Annotated in this window: 25 protein-coding genes; all 25 read left to right on the top strand. The window is 53.7% G+C overall.

The window, feature by feature from the left end:
* Positions 1-522: DUF3164 family protein (locus Q8W24_RS11785; protein ID WP_305475423.1), on the top strand; the 522-nt coding region annotated here is incomplete at its 5' end.
* A gap of 9 nt (positions 523-531) precedes the next feature.
* Positions 532-831, top strand: a complete 300-nt coding sequence (locus Q8W24_RS11780; RefSeq protein ID WP_305475421.1) for a hypothetical protein — start codon at positions 532-534, stop codon at positions 829-831.
* A complete protein-coding gene (locus tag Q8W24_RS11775) occupies positions 828-1,061 on the top strand; it encodes a hypothetical protein (RefSeq protein WP_305475420.1) in 234 nt (77 codons plus the stop codon). The genes Q8W24_RS11780 and Q8W24_RS11775 overlap by 4 nt, the downstream gene beginning before the upstream one ends.
* A complete protein-coding gene (locus tag Q8W24_RS11770; protein ID WP_305475419.1) occupies positions 1,051-1,491 on the top strand; it encodes a hypothetical protein in 441 nt (146 codons plus the stop codon). Before Q8W24_RS11775 ends, Q8W24_RS11770 begins: the two co-directional genes overlap by 11 nt.
* Positions 1,488-2,195, top strand: a complete 708-nt coding sequence (locus Q8W24_RS11765) for a gp16 family protein (protein WP_305475417.1) — start codon at positions 1,488-1,490, stop codon at positions 2,193-2,195. The genes Q8W24_RS11770 and Q8W24_RS11765 overlap by 4 nt, the downstream gene beginning before the upstream one ends.
* Positions 2,186-2,626 carry a hypothetical protein gene (locus Q8W24_RS11760; RefSeq protein ID WP_305475415.1) on the top strand — a complete coding sequence of 147 codons (441 nt, stop codon included), beginning with the start codon at positions 2,186-2,188 and terminating at the stop codon, positions 2,624-2,626. Before Q8W24_RS11765 ends, Q8W24_RS11760 begins: the two co-directional genes overlap by 10 nt.
* Positions 2,627-2,636: 10 nt before the next feature.
* The gene (locus Q8W24_RS11755) at positions 2,637-3,011 is read left to right on the top strand and encodes a hypothetical protein (protein ID WP_305451556.1); all 375 of its coding nucleotides are present in this window, start codon (positions 2,637-2,639) and stop codon (positions 3,009-3,011) included.
* Positions 3,001-3,429 (top strand): Mor transcription activator family protein, encoded by a 429-nt coding sequence (locus Q8W24_RS11750; RefSeq protein ID WP_305475413.1) that lies wholly within the window; start codon positions 3,001-3,003, stop codon positions 3,427-3,429. Before Q8W24_RS11755 ends, Q8W24_RS11750 begins: the two co-directional genes overlap by 11 nt.
* Positions 3,430-3,449: 20 nt before the next feature.
* Entirely contained in the window at positions 3,450-3,974 is a 525-nt protein-coding gene (locus Q8W24_RS11745) for a hypothetical protein (protein WP_305475412.1), read from the top strand.
* 118 nt (positions 3,975-4,092) lie between these two features.
* Complete coding sequence (locus Q8W24_RS11740; RefSeq protein ID WP_305451553.1) at positions 4,093-4,584, top strand: N-acetylmuramoyl-L-alanine amidase; 492 nt, start codon at positions 4,093-4,095, stop codon at positions 4,582-4,584.
* Positions 4,581-4,886 carry a hypothetical protein gene (locus tag Q8W24_RS11735; RefSeq protein ID WP_305475411.1) on the top strand — a complete coding sequence of 102 codons (306 nt, stop codon included), beginning with the start codon at positions 4,581-4,583 and terminating at the stop codon, positions 4,884-4,886. The genes Q8W24_RS11740 and Q8W24_RS11735 overlap by 4 nt, the downstream gene beginning before the upstream one ends.
* Positions 4,886-5,116 carry a TraR/DksA C4-type zinc finger protein gene (locus Q8W24_RS11730; RefSeq protein ID WP_305451551.1) on the top strand — a complete coding sequence of 77 codons (231 nt, stop codon included), beginning with the start codon at positions 4,886-4,888 and terminating at the stop codon, positions 5,114-5,116. The genes Q8W24_RS11735 and Q8W24_RS11730 overlap by 1 nt, the downstream gene beginning before the upstream one ends.
* Positions 5,116-5,439, top strand: a complete 324-nt coding sequence (locus Q8W24_RS11725; RefSeq protein ID WP_305451550.1) for a DUF2730 family protein — start codon at positions 5,116-5,118, stop codon at positions 5,437-5,439. The genes Q8W24_RS11730 and Q8W24_RS11725 overlap by 1 nt, the downstream gene beginning before the upstream one ends.
* Positions 5,439-5,732, top strand: coding sequence for an ArsR family transcriptional regulator (locus tag Q8W24_RS11720; RefSeq protein ID WP_305451549.1), 294 nt, complete (start codon positions 5,439-5,441; stop codon positions 5,730-5,732). Before Q8W24_RS11725 ends, Q8W24_RS11720 begins: the two co-directional genes overlap by 1 nt.
* Position 5,733: 1 nt before the next feature.
* On the top strand, positions 5,734-6,306 hold the full coding sequence (locus Q8W24_RS11715) for a DUF3486 family protein (protein WP_305475410.1): 573 nt from the start codon (positions 5,734-5,736) through the stop codon (positions 6,304-6,306).
* Positions 6,307-6,481: 175 nt separating this feature from the next.
* A complete protein-coding gene (locus Q8W24_RS11710) occupies positions 6,482-8,023 on the top strand; it encodes a terminase large subunit domain-containing protein (protein ID WP_305475408.1) in 1,542 nt (513 codons plus the stop codon).
* Between the two features lie 44 nt (positions 8,024-8,067).
* On the top strand, positions 8,068-9,708 hold the full coding sequence (locus tag Q8W24_RS11705) for a DUF935 domain-containing protein (RefSeq protein WP_305475406.1): 1,641 nt from the start codon (positions 8,068-8,070) through the stop codon (positions 9,706-9,708).
* Positions 9,708-11,237 (top strand): phage minor head protein, encoded by a 1,530-nt coding sequence (locus Q8W24_RS11700; protein WP_305475404.1) that lies wholly within the window; start codon positions 9,708-9,710, stop codon positions 11,235-11,237. Before Q8W24_RS11705 ends, Q8W24_RS11700 begins: the two co-directional genes overlap by 1 nt.
* A complete protein-coding gene (locus Q8W24_RS11695) occupies positions 11,218-11,346 on the top strand; it encodes a hypothetical protein (RefSeq protein ID WP_305475403.1) in 129 nt (42 codons plus the stop codon). Before Q8W24_RS11700 ends, Q8W24_RS11695 begins: the two co-directional genes overlap by 20 nt.
* 158 nt (positions 11,347-11,504) lie before the next feature.
* Positions 11,505-11,975: a DUF488 family protein gene (locus tag Q8W24_RS11690; protein WP_305475401.1), complete on the top strand. Its 471-nt coding sequence runs from the start codon at positions 11,505-11,507 to the stop codon at positions 11,973-11,975.
* 13 nt (positions 11,976-11,988) lie between these two features.
* A complete protein-coding gene (locus Q8W24_RS11685) occupies positions 11,989-12,780 on the top strand; it encodes a hypothetical protein (protein WP_305475400.1) in 792 nt (263 codons plus the stop codon).
* A gap of 52 nt (positions 12,781-12,832) precedes the next feature.
* Complete coding sequence (locus Q8W24_RS11680; protein ID WP_305475398.1) at positions 12,833-13,870, top strand: phage protease; 1,038 nt, start codon at positions 12,833-12,835, stop codon at positions 13,868-13,870.
* A gap of 36 nt (positions 13,871-13,906) precedes the next feature.
* Positions 13,907-14,308 (top strand): hypothetical protein, encoded by a 402-nt coding sequence (locus Q8W24_RS11675; RefSeq protein ID WP_305475396.1) that lies wholly within the window; start codon positions 13,907-13,909, stop codon positions 14,306-14,308.
* Positions 14,309-14,353: 45 nt separating this feature from the next.
* Positions 14,354-15,250, top strand: coding sequence for a Mu-like prophage major head subunit gpT family protein (locus Q8W24_RS11670; RefSeq protein ID WP_305475394.1), 897 nt, complete (start codon positions 14,354-14,356; stop codon positions 15,248-15,250).
* Between the two features lie 62 nt (positions 15,251-15,312).
* Positions 15,313-15,579, top strand: coding sequence for an HI1506-related protein (locus tag Q8W24_RS11665; protein ID WP_305475392.1), 267 nt, complete (start codon positions 15,313-15,315; stop codon positions 15,577-15,579).
* The last annotated feature ends 2 nt before the right edge of the window (positions 15,580-15,581 follow it).

Below are 15,581 nucleotides of genomic sequence, written 5' to 3'. Positions count from 1 at the left end.
CAATGCGTGACCGATCTCGTTAAACAGGCGCAGGCAATCAGCCAGCAACTGACTGAGTTCAAACGAAAAGCGCTGGCCGACATTGCTGACCTGCTGCAAATCGCTGCCGACAAGTACGAAGTCACGCTGGGCGGAAAAAAGGGCAACGTCAGCCTGTCCAGCTACAACGGTCGGTACAAAATCCAGCGCGTCTTTGCCGAGCAAATTCAATTCAGCGAGGAGCTGGAGGCCGCACAGCAGCTGTTTGCAGAATGCCTGGACAAATGGACAGAAAACGCCGACGTGAATATCCGCGCCCTGGTTGATCGGGCATTCCGCACCACACGATCAGGCCAGATTAAAACCGCTGAACTGCTGGGGCTGTTGCAGTTGGAAATCGACGACACAGATTGGCAACGCGCCACCAACGCCTTGAAAGACTCCATTCGAGTGGGTGGATCAACCGTCTACGTGCGTGTGTATGAGCGTATCGAAGACACCGACAAATACCGCCAGATCGCACTCGATCTGGCCAGTGTGTGAGGTGATGTGATGAGCGAACTATCTGAGTCAACTCTGATTGCAGCCATTAAAGCCGAGACTGGCGGCCGGTATGAACACATTGTGGCGTTCGCCAGATACAACGTAGATGACCAGTATTGTTGCAACGAAGGTGGCGCCCCGACTTGGGTTATTGCGAGTCGTTTGGGCATGGAAACTGCCGATGTCCGCAAAGCGCTGAACAAGCTCCAAAAGCGGGGCCTGGTCTGCAAACACACGCGCAGCAACTGCAACCTCTGGTGGCCAGTGGGCTACCTCGAAGAGCTGACAACAGAAGGAGAATACGCATGACCATTCAATACGACAACAACCCGAATAAACAGTGCATCTCCGCAGGAGAGTGGCTGGAGATCGAGCCGTGTTACGTCAACTTTGATGACGGCTGCGAGGTCGTCCAGTTGAGTGTGAACGAAGACCAGGTGGATGTTGATGTTGATCGAATTCCACAACTGATCGACGCACTGAAAATGGCGCATCAGCTAGCAACCAGCAGCATGATGGAGAACGAACATGATAACTAAGGGCCAATGGCAAGCGATTGCCAGCGAACTGAGCAGTCAATTCGCCTCCGTGACGTTTCAACTGGATGACGATGCAGTCACCGTAAACCGAGTTCGTCTGACCGAAAATAAAACCGCGCTGGCGGTGTATATCAACGGCAGCATCAAATGGGGTGAGGGGTGGCCGGAATCGAACCACTTTAACCCGCGTATTCAGCTGCTCTGGCGTCAGCGTAGCAAGGCGATGTATGGCCCCAAGAAAAAGCAGCAATTAGAAAAGCGTTTTGGCAAGCGCCGTGCTCGCCAGATATTCGATAATCTGGACGTCAAAATCCAGTGGTACGACCCCTGCTTTACAACCGCCGCCAGCCTAATACGCCAGTATAAAAAAATCGACGGATTAACATTGATTAAATGCGGCTTTAAAGCCGCAGAAGAGGTAGCCGCATGAAAACTCCATTGCAAGCCGCTCTGGCCAAACTCCACATCGCCAAAAAAGACCTGGCAATGGCCGATGATAGCTACCGCCAACTGCTGACGCGCCACGGCGCACCGGCAGAGTCACCCAGCTCACGCAACATGACCATTAACCAGATCGACGCGGTACTCAAAGAGCTGGTCGGCAAGGGCTGGCAACCCAAGCGCCGGAAAAAATCCGGCGACAAACGCTTGTCGCCACCATCCAGTCACAGCGGTCGAAAAACGCGCATCGACAAAATCCGTGCGATTTGGATACAGATGCACCGCGCCGGATTTATCAGCGACGGCAGCGAAACCGCCCTGATGGCCTGGGTACGTAAACAGACACGCGCAAAAAACGGGCAGATCGATGCTCTCGAATGGCTGGAGCAAACCAACATGACCAACAGCGTTTTGGAGCAGCTGAAACAGTGGCAACGACGGGTCGTCAACTCAGCCATGAATGGCGATTTGCTGCTGATCATGGCCGCTGTGCCGGCACTCGCAGAGCATGGTCAGATCGTCACCCAGGCCGAGGCTACTCAGATCCTGCTGGATCATCACGTGATTACATGGAACCCACTGTTTGAAAAACTGGCTATCAAAAACTCGGAGCACTACGCCACGAGCCGCATGGAGCTGCGACCCATGTCTGTTATCGTTGGTGATACCGCTGAGGGCCAGACATGCAGTTAAATCGCTGTCCGGTCTGTCATAGTCGGATCGGTCTGGAGCAACTGGTGCAAGACGATGCGGGGCGAGAGTTACTCGCTCTGCTGGCCGCGCACGATGCCGACACGGCCACAGCCTTAGTTGGCTATCTGGGCCTGTTTCGGAGTGGATCGCGAGATCTTGCGATGGACAGAGCGCTGAGACTGGTGAAGGAAGCCCTGGCCCTGGCAGAGCCAGACTGGTTAACACCAGCGCTGCAAGACACGGTCGAGAGTATCCGCGCAAAACGCCAGAACACCGACGCCAAAGCACTGACGAATCACAACTATTTAAAACGTGTGCTGGAAAGCGTTATCAGTAGTGGCACACAGAGAGTGCGCTACCAACGCCCGGCTGCGGCGGACTATCAAACAACCGCAGCATCCATGCAACGCTTGACGGACACATCTTGGTGAGGAGTTAAAATTGAAAACACTGATTATATTGGTGCTACTGTCATTAGCGATGAATGCTCATGCTGCGAGACAACATTACGAAAAATGGTATCAGCAGCGCTGGTGTTCCAACGCAGGTGGGCAGACGGAAAAAGTACTGTCTGATAAAACACGGGTCGACTGCGTCACCAGTACGCATGCAATTGAATTCGACTTTGGCAATAAATGGTCTGAAGCAATCGGGCAGTCACTAGGATATGCAATCGAGACTAACAAACGGGCTGGCATTGTTTTGATCCTAGAATCCCCGAAAGACTATAAATACTGGATCAAACTGAACAGCATCATCGACCACTATAATCTACCAATCGATACCTGGAAAACAGGAGGCGGAGATGACAATTGAACAGCAACAGCGTGACTTGATGCCAGATGCTCCTATCCCGGATGACGCGCTCGATCATCTCGATGACGTGCCGCCCGAGGCCCGTAAAAAATGGCCACGGGATCTGATCGTAATTATTGCTGTGCTCAATTCACGGTTTAACCGTATGGGCTACAGCGATGCGGATGCCAGCAAACTGACGTACAACGCAGTGCAAGAGCTGGCCAGTTACTGCGGCGGCCGCTATTTTTACCTACCCAAGGGCGACGTGCTGGAACGGGCGATCCGGGACGGCAATTTGTACGATGATTGGGCCGATCGGCATATGACGCCGGATCAGCTGGCTGGGAAATACCGGGTGACAGTGCAGCACGTTTATCGGATCATTAAGGAACAGCGGGCGTACCATCAGAAGAAGGTACAGCCTGAGTTGTTTTAATCTGCGCTGTGGATGTGTGTATGGATAAGGATGTTCAAGATAATTTTGATGAAAAGTCCGCTTTTGAGGATGCACTTAATGAAGCGGCTGAATATGCTGCTGTGCCAAAGGCAGTTACAAAGCGGATTGGCCCAACTCTTTTTGAAACAGTGAATAATCCAAGATCCGCAACAAAGATTTTTGAGAAAGAAGTCGCTGATAGCGGCTGGTGCTGGCCAGAAGCTATTGCTTTATTACGAGCAGAAGGCAAAAAAGAAACTTTAAAAAATCAGTGTGAAAAATTTGTAAGTTTTGTCATGGGGAAATGGTATTTCAAGGGTCAACTATTTCGGGCTGCAAGAGTTGTAGGGAAAAGATTCCCGTGCATTGAAATTTCCCAAGGCCCATCCCGTTGGCCATGCCCTGATCACGCTGATTATGACGGCTTGTTATTACCATCAGACACCACTTATCTGAGAGAAAATCCGCTGCGAAAAACACTCGGATGTAAATGTACATTCCGTTTAATAAATAAATGGGAGTATGAACGAATGAAAAATCAGTAAATTTCACGAAAAGAATAGAGAAAAGATTTAATCACCGTTAAACCAGCCCCTTTGTACAATCAAATATCCTGACCTTATCACTTGTTCCCACTGAACAGACCGAGGTCAGGAGTATGTAATGGGCAGCCCCCGCGAACTCTCGCATATAGACACGATTGTTATTCATTGCGCCGATACCCCAAACGGCCGTGCTAACACCATCGAGGACATCGACGCCTGGCACCGCCAGCGCGGCTTTCGTCGTAATCTGAATCTTGCACCCAAGTACCAGCCCGACCTGATAGCCGTTGGCTACCACTTTGTCATCGAATTGAATGGCGCTATCCGGTGTGGTCGGCCGCTGCATGAGACCGGTGCGCACGTCTCCGGCCATAACTACCACAGCATCGGCATTTGTTTGATCGGCCGCGACCGCTACACACCAGAGCAATGGTCTGCCCTTCGATCTCTGGTTGTGTCTCTCTCACACCCCGGCAATGGCCTGTCGATCTCGACCGTGTGTGGTCATCGCGATCTGTTTGACGGCAAAACCTGCCCCGGCTTTGATGTGTCGGAGTGGATCGCCCAGGCATACACCACAGATCTGAACAATATCCTGGAGGCCCAATGACCTGGTTACTCACCATTGCCAAACCGCTGCTATCAGCCGTGACGACAGACCTGATCATTGATACCGCACAGGCGGTGTTAGGCCGCATTCAATGGCCGGTTGTATTTGAGCGACTGCTGACCCGACTGATCATCAACGGCCTGCGCTGGATTCAGCGCCTCAGCACCAACGACGTGGTCGATGAAACCGTCGATTTGATTGCCAGCATGTTGGAGCAAAAACGCCTGGCAAAAGCCAAGGAATACCAACTCACGCTCGACAAACGCCCCGAGAGCCAAACGAACAGCAACAAGGATTTGTGATGCCGGACTTTCTGGATGCCGCCAAAGAGCTTGAACAACAGGATCGCGAGCGAGCACTGGCCAATCACAGTGCTCGGCTGAAACCGGAGCCAGCGCAGTGGGTGCAGGACGGTGTGGTGATGTGTATCGACTGTGCATGTGATATCGAACCGGAGCGACTCGCAGCAAAACCCAATGCCGCTCGCTGTATCGACTGTCAGCAGCTGCACGAACTCAAGGATCACTGCTGATGGAACCATCAGAAATTAACTATCAGGCCATGCAGTTCTGGTTCAGCGTTGCGAATGCGGCGATCACCGCCGCTATTGCGCTGTATGTCTGGCTGGCCAGTCGGCAGCGGGCCACGAAAAAAGACATCGACGAGATGGACGACCGACTGATACGAATCGAAAAAGACGTTGAGCATGCCCCCAGTCGCGCTGATTTTGAAAAAATGAATGACCGGATCACACAAATCGGCAACAGCGTGACCGGAGTCGAGGGCGAGCTGCGGCAAATCAATCACAGCTTGCAACTGATCAACGACCATCTACTTAACAACCGGGGGCACTGATGGCCTATCAGGATCTGTTAAATCAGGATCAACGTCTGGTGATCCTGCGCAGTCTGACCGACGTGAACGGCACTGCGAACGACTCTATCATCAACAAAATGCTGGATGCCTACGGCCACCGGCTCAGCCGCGACCAGGTGAAAACCCACCTTTACTGGCTCAGTGAGCAGGGGCTGGTTGAAATTGAATCGGTGCTGAATACTGACGTGGCCACGATTACCAGTCGGGGCGTAGACGTTGCCCAGGGCCGTGCCCGAGTGCCGGGCATCGGCCAGCCACGGCCGGGTGCCTGAAATGGCAGAGCGACCAACACGGGGCCGCCCGTCCAAAATCGAGCAGTTGCCCGAACAGGTACGGGTATTTCTGAACGCGGCACTGCGTGACAAAGGCAACACGCAAGAAGACGTGCGGGAAGAAGTAAATCGGCAGCTTTCAGAGCTGGGCATTCCTGAAGAAGATCAGCTATCGCGTTCCGGCCTCAACCGCTATGCCACCAAAATGGCCAAGATCGGCAAGAAAATGCAGGAACGCCAAGCCACCGCCAATGCCTGGGTGGCCAAGCTGGGCGAAAAACCCACGGGTGACATCGGCAAATTATTGATACAGATGACCCAGACCATGGCCTTTGATGTGGCCGAAGCCGCGCTGGACGAAGAAGACCCAGCCAGTTTGGGGCTGATCAAAGAGCTGGCTTTGACCGTTCAACGGTTGGAGAAAGCGAGCATGGACAGCCTCAAACGCGAAAAAGAAATCCGCAAAGCCTTTGCCGAAGAAGCCGCCGACGCTGCTGAAAAAGTTGCTACGGCTGCTGGTCTGACTCGCGAAGCAGTGAAGACCATCAAAAACGATATTCTGGGGATTGCGTGATGATTATGGAGTTGCTGCTTAAGGTCTGGAGCTATTTCTGGGTCTTTATGGCTTTTTTCGTGTGGGGGTTTTACTTGGTTGCATACCCTGAAACGGTTGATGAATTCCCTGGCAAAAAGATGGGCTTATGCATCTACAGCTTGTTTGGCTGGCCATTGCTGATCGATAACCTACTATGAACGCTCCCGCCTTTATCCCCTACGACGACAACGAACTGCTGCTGGGCTACCAGAAGCGCTGGATCGCTGACGAGTCCCCGCTCAAGATCGCTGAAAAATCCCGCCGAACCGGTATCACCTGGGCCGAAGCCGCCGACGCCTGCTTAACCGCCAGTGCTGCCAAAAGCGCCGGGGGCACCAATCACTTCTATGTCGGTTCCAATAAGGAGATGGCGCGTGAGTTTATCGACGCCGTTGCCATGTGGGCCAAGGCATTTAACAAAGCCGCTGGAGAAATTCAGGAAGAACTGTTCATAGACGACGGCCAGGAAGGCAAAGAGATCCTGACGTTCGTGGTCTATTTCGCGTCCGGCTTCAAAGTGCAGGCACTGTCCAGCAACCCCTCCAACCTGCGGGGTATGCAGGGCAACGTCACGATTGACGAGGCCGCATTCCACGAACGTTTGGCAGAGGTACTCAAAGCCGCGCTGGCTCTGACCATGTGGGGCGCGAAGGTCAGGCTGATCAGCACACATAACGGCGTTGAAAACCTCTTTAACGAGCTGATCAACGATAGCCGTGCAGGCAAAAAGCGTTATTCCGTTCACCGTATCACGCTGGACGATGCCTGCCGTGAAGGGCTGTACCAGCGTATTTGCCAGCGCCTGGGCAAGCCCTGGAATCAAGCCGAAGAAGACCAATGGAAGGCCGACCTGCTGCGGGATACCGCCAGTGAAGACGACGCACTGGAAGAATACTACTGCGTGCCCAAGGCGGGTGGTGGTGCCTACATCAGCCGCGCACTGATCGAAGCCTGTATGCACGACGCTCCGGTGATTCGGTTTGAAGGCTCTGCCGAGTTTAACGGCTGGCCTGAACATCTGCGCGAAGCCGAAATACGAGACTGGTGTGAAGAGCACCTGTTGCCGCTGTTGCAAGCCCTCAATCCCAAAAGCCAATACGCCCTGGGCGAAGACTTCGCCCGTACTGGCGACCTCTCGGTGTTCGCGCCGATAGAGCTGACGCAAGAACTGATCCGGCAAGTGCCCTTTATGGTGGAGCTGAAGAACGTGCCGTTCAAACAGCAAGAGCAGATCCTGTTTTATATCTGTGACCGGTTTGCGCGGTTTATGGCGGGTGCTCTGGATGCTCGTGGCAACGGCCAATACCTGGCCGAACAGGCCCAGTACCGCTACGGATCGGGACGGATTGAAGCCGTGATGCTCAGCCAAAGCTGGTATTTAAACAACATGCCGCGCTTCAAAGCCGCGTTTGAAGACCAGACCATTCGGATTCCGCGTGATGCCGATGTGCTGTCCGACATGCGCGCCATTCAGGTCATCAAGGGTATTCCGAAAATCCCGGACGGAAAAACCGACGCAAAAAAAGAGCGCCACGGTGACTCGGCCATTGCGCTGTGCCTGGCGTACTACGCCACCACGATGGAAGTAGAAGACTTCGCTTACCACGCCATCCCCAAACCCACTCGCAACGATCACAGCGACACACAACAGCGCCAGATTCGCACCACCGGCGGCTTCCGTCGCGGCTGTCTGTAACGCCGCTTTAACCTCATCTTTAACACTATTTAAAGAGGCCGCACATGGCTGATTCACTCATCCTTGACCACAACGGTCAGCCGTTCAAAAAGACTGAGTTGTCCAAGTCGGTCGCTGCACCGAGCATAACCGGCATTCGCAATATCTGGAACTTCGGCACCCAGGCGGAATGGCTCAGCCCGGAACGGCTGGCGCAGATCCTGCGCGATGCCGCCGAAGGCGACGCCGATGCTTATCTGACGTTGGCCGAAGAAATTGAAGAGCGCGACCCTCATTACGCCAGCGTGCTGGGTACCCGCAAGCGCGCCGTCAGTGGTTTGCCCACCATGGTGGAAGCCGCGACCGATGACAAAAAAGACCAGGAAATTACCGATGCTGTACGGGCATTGATCCGCCGCCCGGAATTTCATGATATGGCCGACGACCTGCTGGACGCACTGGGTAAGGGATTCTCGGTGGTCGAAATGAACTGGGATACCAAGCGCCAGCCCTGGGAGCCGCGTACTCGCAATGAGAAAGTGGACGGAGAGTGGCAAGAAGTCGAAGGCTACGAACACCGCGACCCGCGTTTCTTCCAATTCGACCGAGTCAGTGGCAAGCAACTGCGTATCAAAGACGAAGCCGACATGCTCGACGGTCTGCCATTGCCTCCCCATAAGTTCATCGTTCACAAGCCGCGCTTGAAAACTGGCCTGCCGATCCGGGGCGGTCTCGCCCGTCTGGTAGCGGTGTCTTATATGTGCAAGAGCTACACGGTGACCGACTGGCTGGCATTTGCTGAGGTGTTTGGAATGCCGCTGCGCGTTGGCCGCTATAACCCGAATGCCACGCCAGCCGACATCAATACCCTGATAAACGCCATCGCCAACATCGGCACCGATGCCGCCGCCGCTATACCTGACACGATGCGGATCGATTTTGAATCGCCGGGCAATGTCTCCGGCGGTGCCGATGTGTTCAAAAATCTGGCGGAGTGGCTGGATAAGCAGGTTTCCAAAGCGGTGCTGGGACAAACCGCCAGCACCGAGGGCACCCCCGGCAAGTTGGGTAATGATGACGCACAGGACGACGTGCGTACCGACATACTCAAGGCCGACGCCCGCCAGCTCAGCAACACCATCAACAAGCATTTGGTACGTTCGTTTGTCGATCTCAACTTCGGCCCGCAAGAGCACTACCCGCGTGTTGAGTTTCAAGTGATCGAACCGGAGGACACCGAAGCGCTTACTGCTGCGTTAAAAGAGCTGGTGCCGCTGGGCCTGAAAGTGGAGGCCAGCGTGATCCGCGATAAACTCGGGTTGCCTGATCCTGAACCAGGCGCTGAACTGCTGGGCGCTCAGCAACAGACACCAGCGCCCACACCCACACCCGCACTGAATCAGCAGCACCATGGCTGCCACTGTGCTCACTGCAGTAGTACAGCGACAGCGATTAACCGGCAGCTGCCAGATCCGGCGGAACAGGCATTGGACGAACTGGAGCAAGACGGTCTGGCCAACTGGCAACAGCAAATCGACCCGGTATTGCAACCAATCCGCGACCTGCTGGAGTCAGTCGACACCGCAGAAGACTTTGCCGCTGGCCTGCAAGACCTGCTGGATGAAATGGACGACAGCGACCTGGTTAGTAAGCTGGCTCTGCAGATGTTCCTGGCAAATGGGGCCGGTGACGGAGCGGATAGCTGATGGCTGGCAACTTTCGATTCCCTGCCTCACCACCCAAAGAAGCGCTCGCGTGGTTCCGGGCCAAGGGGATTGAACCCGGTTTTGATTACCGGGATGTCTGGCGCGAACAACACAGCCACGCGTTTACCGTCGCCAAGGCGATGCAGATGGACGTGCTGACCAGCATCCGCGAATCCCTGGACGACGCGCTGGCCAACGGCAAGACGTTCGCCCGCTGGAAAAAGGAACTGCAACCCGAGCTGGAAAAACTCGGTTGGTGGGGGAAAAAGAACGTGGTTGATCCAACCACGGGCGAAGTCATTAAGGCCCAACTCGGTAGCCCGCGCCGGTTGCGTACCATCTACAGTACCAACCTGCGCACTGCCCGCGCCGCTGGCCAGTGGCAGCGTATCCAGCGCAGCAAACGCGCCATGCCATATCTGGTCTATGAGCTGGGGCCATCGGAAAAACACCGCGCCGAGCACGTATCCTGGGCGGGCATCCTGCTACCAGCTGACGACCCGTGGTGGCAAACGCATTACCCACCGAATGGCTGGGGCTGCAAGTGCCGCATCCGTCAAGTGGGCCAGCGCGAATACGAGCGTCTGAAAGCCTCTGGTGACTACCTGACAACAGCCCCCGCTATTAATACCAAATCCTGGACAAATGGACGCACAGGCGAAGTGCTGCAAGTTCCACGGGGCATCGACCCCGGCTGGGACTACAACCCCGGTATGCACCAGTCTAAAGCACTGGCGGATAATGAGCAGCGCAATAAAAATGTGATGGATAACGCACTGGATGCGCCATTACCCAAACCGGAATTTCAGCCTCAGAAAACCACAAAAGCTGCTACCAAGTGGGCGACGGATAATAACCTGGCCGACTATGCTGATTACGCTGGTATCAAACCCGAGGTGGCGAACGCCTGGAACAAATCATTGTTCGATCACCTGCAAGAGTTCCCGGCCCTGCGCCAGAACCAGAGATTCGTTGGCACCGGCCAGGCTCAATTCCAGCGTCTGTATGATATACAGGTAGAGCGTGTGGTGCAGATGGCGGCAGAAAAAGGCATCGATGAAGGGCTTGCCATTCGCTGGGCAAAACGAGAAATCAAAAAGAAAAAAGTGCCCGGTGGCACCTACGCGCATTCGTGGGAGCAGGCAGATGTAGGCGGCATTGCCATAAACAAGACCTGGGGCAAAGACCCTGCGCGATTCAATCAGGCTCTGGCTGACGATGTGGCATCACAGTATCACCCGATCGGCTGCGATAGCATCCGCAGTGTAGTAGATCATGAGCTGGCTCATCAGCTCGATGACCTGCTGAAACTGGATAAAGACCCTGAAGTCCAAACACTATTCAAACAAGCCCGCCAGGCGGGCATGGCAAACGAGGTATCACGCTATGCCAACAAAAACATCAGCGAGTTCATCGCCGAGTGCTGGGCAGAATCGCTCAACAACCCAGAGCCGAGAAATTACGCCCGACGAATTGCAGCGATTATCAGATCTCGGTATCGACGACAGTTTGGCAGCGGATCTGAATGACGTACCAGGCATCAGCCATGCAGCGGGGCCAGAGGAACATCAAGAGGAAATTGATCGCTGGATTGAAAACGGTGGGGAGTTGGAACAGGAAGGCGTTGAAGGCCGTTGAAACTGCTTGGTGGGGTCGTTGGTCATCCTACACGCGAAAATCGACGACAGAGCTTTTTAAAAGTGGTTTAAACGCAAGTTGTCGAACATTCAAGACATCAAAATGAGATTTAATCTCTTCTAAGCTACAATCACTAACAGGTACAAACACAAGCATTCATGCCCAAAAGCGTTGATGCAATAGAGGGCAACATGGGAACAATATTTACAATTGGGTACGAAGGATCTACCCCTGATTTATTTGTTAAAACTTTGCAGCAGCATGATGTTGAAATTTTGTTGGACATCAGAGAGTTTGCAATCTCAAGAAAAAAAGGTTTTTCGAAGAACCAGCTCAAAGATTTACTCATGAGAGGTGGAATTGGCTATCGTCATGAACGTCAACTTGGGTCACCTAAAGATGTTCGTAAACGATTGTATGAATCTAAAGACTACAAAGCCTTCTTTGAAGAGTATGATGAGTACCTTAAAAGCCAAAAGGCGTTACTAGCCACTATTGGTACTGAGATCGATTGCAATTTCGCACTAATGTGTTTTGAAAAAGATGTTCTAACGTGCCATCGAAAATCAGTTGCGCGGGAGCTGTCGTTACTTACCGGTTCTAGCGTCAGGCACTTGTCAGTTAAGTAATGGGAACCCAAACATGGACGTTAAAGAGACCAAACGTATATGCATTTTAGTAAAAGCCTCTCCTCAACCAAGTAAGGAATATCAACAAACTGTTTGCTGCGCTGGCATAACGGAGGAAGGGGAATTCCTCCGTTTGTATCCAATACCATACACCCAGCTATCTCAAGAGCAACGCTTCAGACGTTTCGATTGGATAGAAGCGACAGTCTGGAAGGCTGGTGGAAGAGATCATCGTCCAGAAAGTCACAAGCTAGATCCTGATTCAATCAGGATTTTTCGTACCGCTCAGCAAGGTAGGAAGTCTCGTCATGATATATGGCGACCTCATGTATATGAGAGTTTTCAAGCTTTGAAAGATGAAAATATGGGAAACCGCAAGGTCAGTTTGGGAATCATTAAGCCTACACCTGGTTCGCTAACATTCTCATATAATGACTTGTCTAAAGAGCAGCTTGCGGAACAAAAAGCTGCTGCTGAAATGGCCAAGCAGCAATCATTCTTTTCAAGAGAAGAAAGTTTTACGGTGCCTTCTCCCACAAAAGCTTTTCGGTATAAATTCACTAGCGGAGAAAACCCTCACAACATGATTATTCATGATTGGGAGGTTCAGGCGGCATATTACAAATTCCGAAAATATCATGGCCACGAGGAAGGCGAAAAAATCCTAAGGAACCTGTATGAAATGGAAATTCCGACACAAAACCTTCACTTCATTATGGGAACCCAATTGTCTCGACCACACCAATTTATGATTATTGGGCTACTTCGATACAAGCATGAAGAACCGCAACAAGCTCTGTTCTAATCTCAAACCCACGTTAAACCTCTCCCTCTGATTCCGGGGCCATCATGGCCCCATGAATACTCAAACTTCCCCAGTCAAAACCGCCCTGTGCCAGGCCACCGAAACCGAGCTGAAAACCGCTTTGTGTTTCGAGCTGCCTGCGGATGGCTCCGTCCCTGAATGGGTCAAACTGATTCCGGCTGGCCAGTTTCAGGGATTTGATCAGCGTGCGTGGGTGAACGACCAACCCGATCAAGTGCTGGCCGTCAGTCTGGATGGCCGCAAGATGCCGCTCGACTGGGAGCACAGCACACAGCTTAAAGCCCCGAATGGCGAACCGGCACCGGCTGCCGCCTGGTTCGATCAGCTTGAAGCGCGCAATGGCGAGATCTGGGGCCATCTTGACTGGAATGAGGCGGGCCGTTCTGCGGTTGCCTCCGGCGAGTACAAATACCTGTCCCCCGTTTTTGACCACACCGTCGATACCAATCAGGTGATCCGGTTTGTTTCTGCTGGCCTCACCAACCGCCCGAACCTGATGCTGACCGCGCTCAACTCCCAACACGCTCACCACACCACCGAACACAACCCCCTGGAGACCGCTATGGATTTCGCTGAATTCCTCACTGCGCTGGCTGCTGCTTGGCAATTGCCAGCCGACACCAATGCCGAAGCCGCGCTGAACCACGCAAAACAGATGAACACCGATTTGGCTACCGCTCGCAATGCACAACAGCAACCCAGCCTGACCCAGTACGTCCCACGCGCTGACTATGACCAGGTAATTGCTCGTGCTGCAAATGCCGAACAGAAACTGGCCGACAACGCGCAGGCTGAAAAAGACCAGGCCGTTCAAGCCGAGGTTAATGACGCTATCGAAGCGGGCAAGATCGCGCCCGCCAGCAAAGAGTTTTATGTCCGTGCCTGTAACAGCGAGGGCGGCTTGGAAGAGTTCCGCAAATTCGTTGAAACCGCGCCGGTTATTGCGGGTGACTCGGGCCTGAAAGACAAGAAGCCGGAAGGCACAGAAACCGCGCTGAACGCTGAACAGCAGAAGATCGCCGAGCTGTTCGGCAATAGTCTCGACGATCTGAAAAAGTACGGCGCGTAATCGCTACTAACCCCATTTGCTACTGAGGAAACCGTCATGGCACTGACTAAAGATCGCAACACCCCCATGCAAGACGCCGAAATCATCTCTGTACCGGTTGCCGCAGGGGTTGAATGTTTTGCCGGTGGTCTGGCCGCCGCCACGGCTACCGGTTACGCCACCCCCGGTGAAACGGCGACCACGCTGACTTATCTCGGCCGATTTGAAGAGTACGTCGACAACAGCAGCGGCAGCGCGGGTGATGTCTCTGTCGTGATTCGGCGCGGCAAGGCATTCAAGTGGAAGAACTCCGCCACAGATGCTGTCACCCAGGCCAGCTTGGGGCAGGCATGTTACATCGTCGATGACGAAACTGTGGCCAAAACCAATGGCACCACCACCCGATCGGCGGCGGGTATTGTCGTCGCGATTGAATCCGACGGCGTGTGGGTCGAGTAATCGGCCTGCATCAACGCGTTTAACCCGATTTAAAGGAGCATTCACATGCTGGTTAACAAGCAAACTCTCGGCACCATTTTTACCAACATCAAAACGACGTTTAACAAGGCGTTTGATGCAACCCCAACGGTATGGCCCAAAATTGCCATGCTGATGCCATCCACCACCAGTCAGAACGACTACGCGTGGTTGAGCAATTTCCCGAAGATGCGCCGCTGGATCGGTGCCAAGCACATCAAATCGCTGGCCGCGCACAAGTACACGCTGGTCAACGATCCGTACGAGGCCACGATCGGTGTGCATAAGCATCAGATTGCTGATGACAACATCGGGTTTATCGGCCCCCAGGCCCAGGGCGCTGGCTATTCCGCCAAGCAGTGGCCGGATGAGCTGGTGATCGACGCGGTGAATCAAGGCACCAGCCAGATCTGCCACGACGGCCAGTATTTTTTTGACACTGATCACGAAGTGGGCGCGGCATCGGTCTCTAACAAGTTCACCTTGCCGCTGGATATCAGCACGCTGGCGGCTGCAAAGGCGAGTTATGGCGCTGTCCGAACAGCCATGAAGCTGTACAAGGACGAAGAAGGCCGACCACTAAACATTACTCCTAATGTGTTGCTGGTTGGCCCTGGCCTGGAAGACGATGCACGCTCACTCATGACGAATGACCGCCTGGAAGATGGCAAGCCCAACCCCTACAAGGGCACGGCTGAAGTGGTGGTTGATGCACGTATCAGCTCCGATACCGACTGGTACCTGTTGGACACCACCAAGCCGGTTAAGCCGTTCATTTTCCAGCAGCGTGAAAAGCCGGTGATGATGTCTCTGACGGATATCACCAGCGACCACGTATTTAGCCTGGGCGAGTTCCTGTTCGGGTGTGAAGCACGCGGTGCAGCGGGCTACGGTTTCTGGCAGTTGGCTGCGAAAGGCAACTGATCTGACTGACTGCCCGGCATCCGCCGGGTGATCCTCAAGCATCTATCTAACTGGAGAATCCTATGGCCACTGCCACAGCTAAAACACCCGCCAAAACACCGGTCAAAGCCACTGATGTTCAGGCGCTGATGATCAGCACCATCAAGACCGTTAAGTCATTCCGCCGTGCTGGTCTGAGCTTTACCCAAACACCGACGCTGGTGCCACTGACAGACCTGGCAGAAGACCAGATCAAGGCTCTGAAAGCCGAACCCATGCTGATCGTGCATGAAGTCACCGAGCTGGATGACGACGCAAAAGCCGCGATCCAGTCCGGGGCCGGTGAGTAAAC

Origin of the sequence: Oceanobacter sp. 4_MG-2023, from assembly GCF_030689165.1 — a bacterium.
Lineage (GTDB): Bacteria > Pseudomonadota > Gammaproteobacteria > Pseudomonadales > Oceanobacteraceae > Oceanobacter.
The sequence above is the reverse complement of the archived record's forward strand: the minus strand, read 5'-3'. Positions and strand labels throughout refer to the sequence as shown.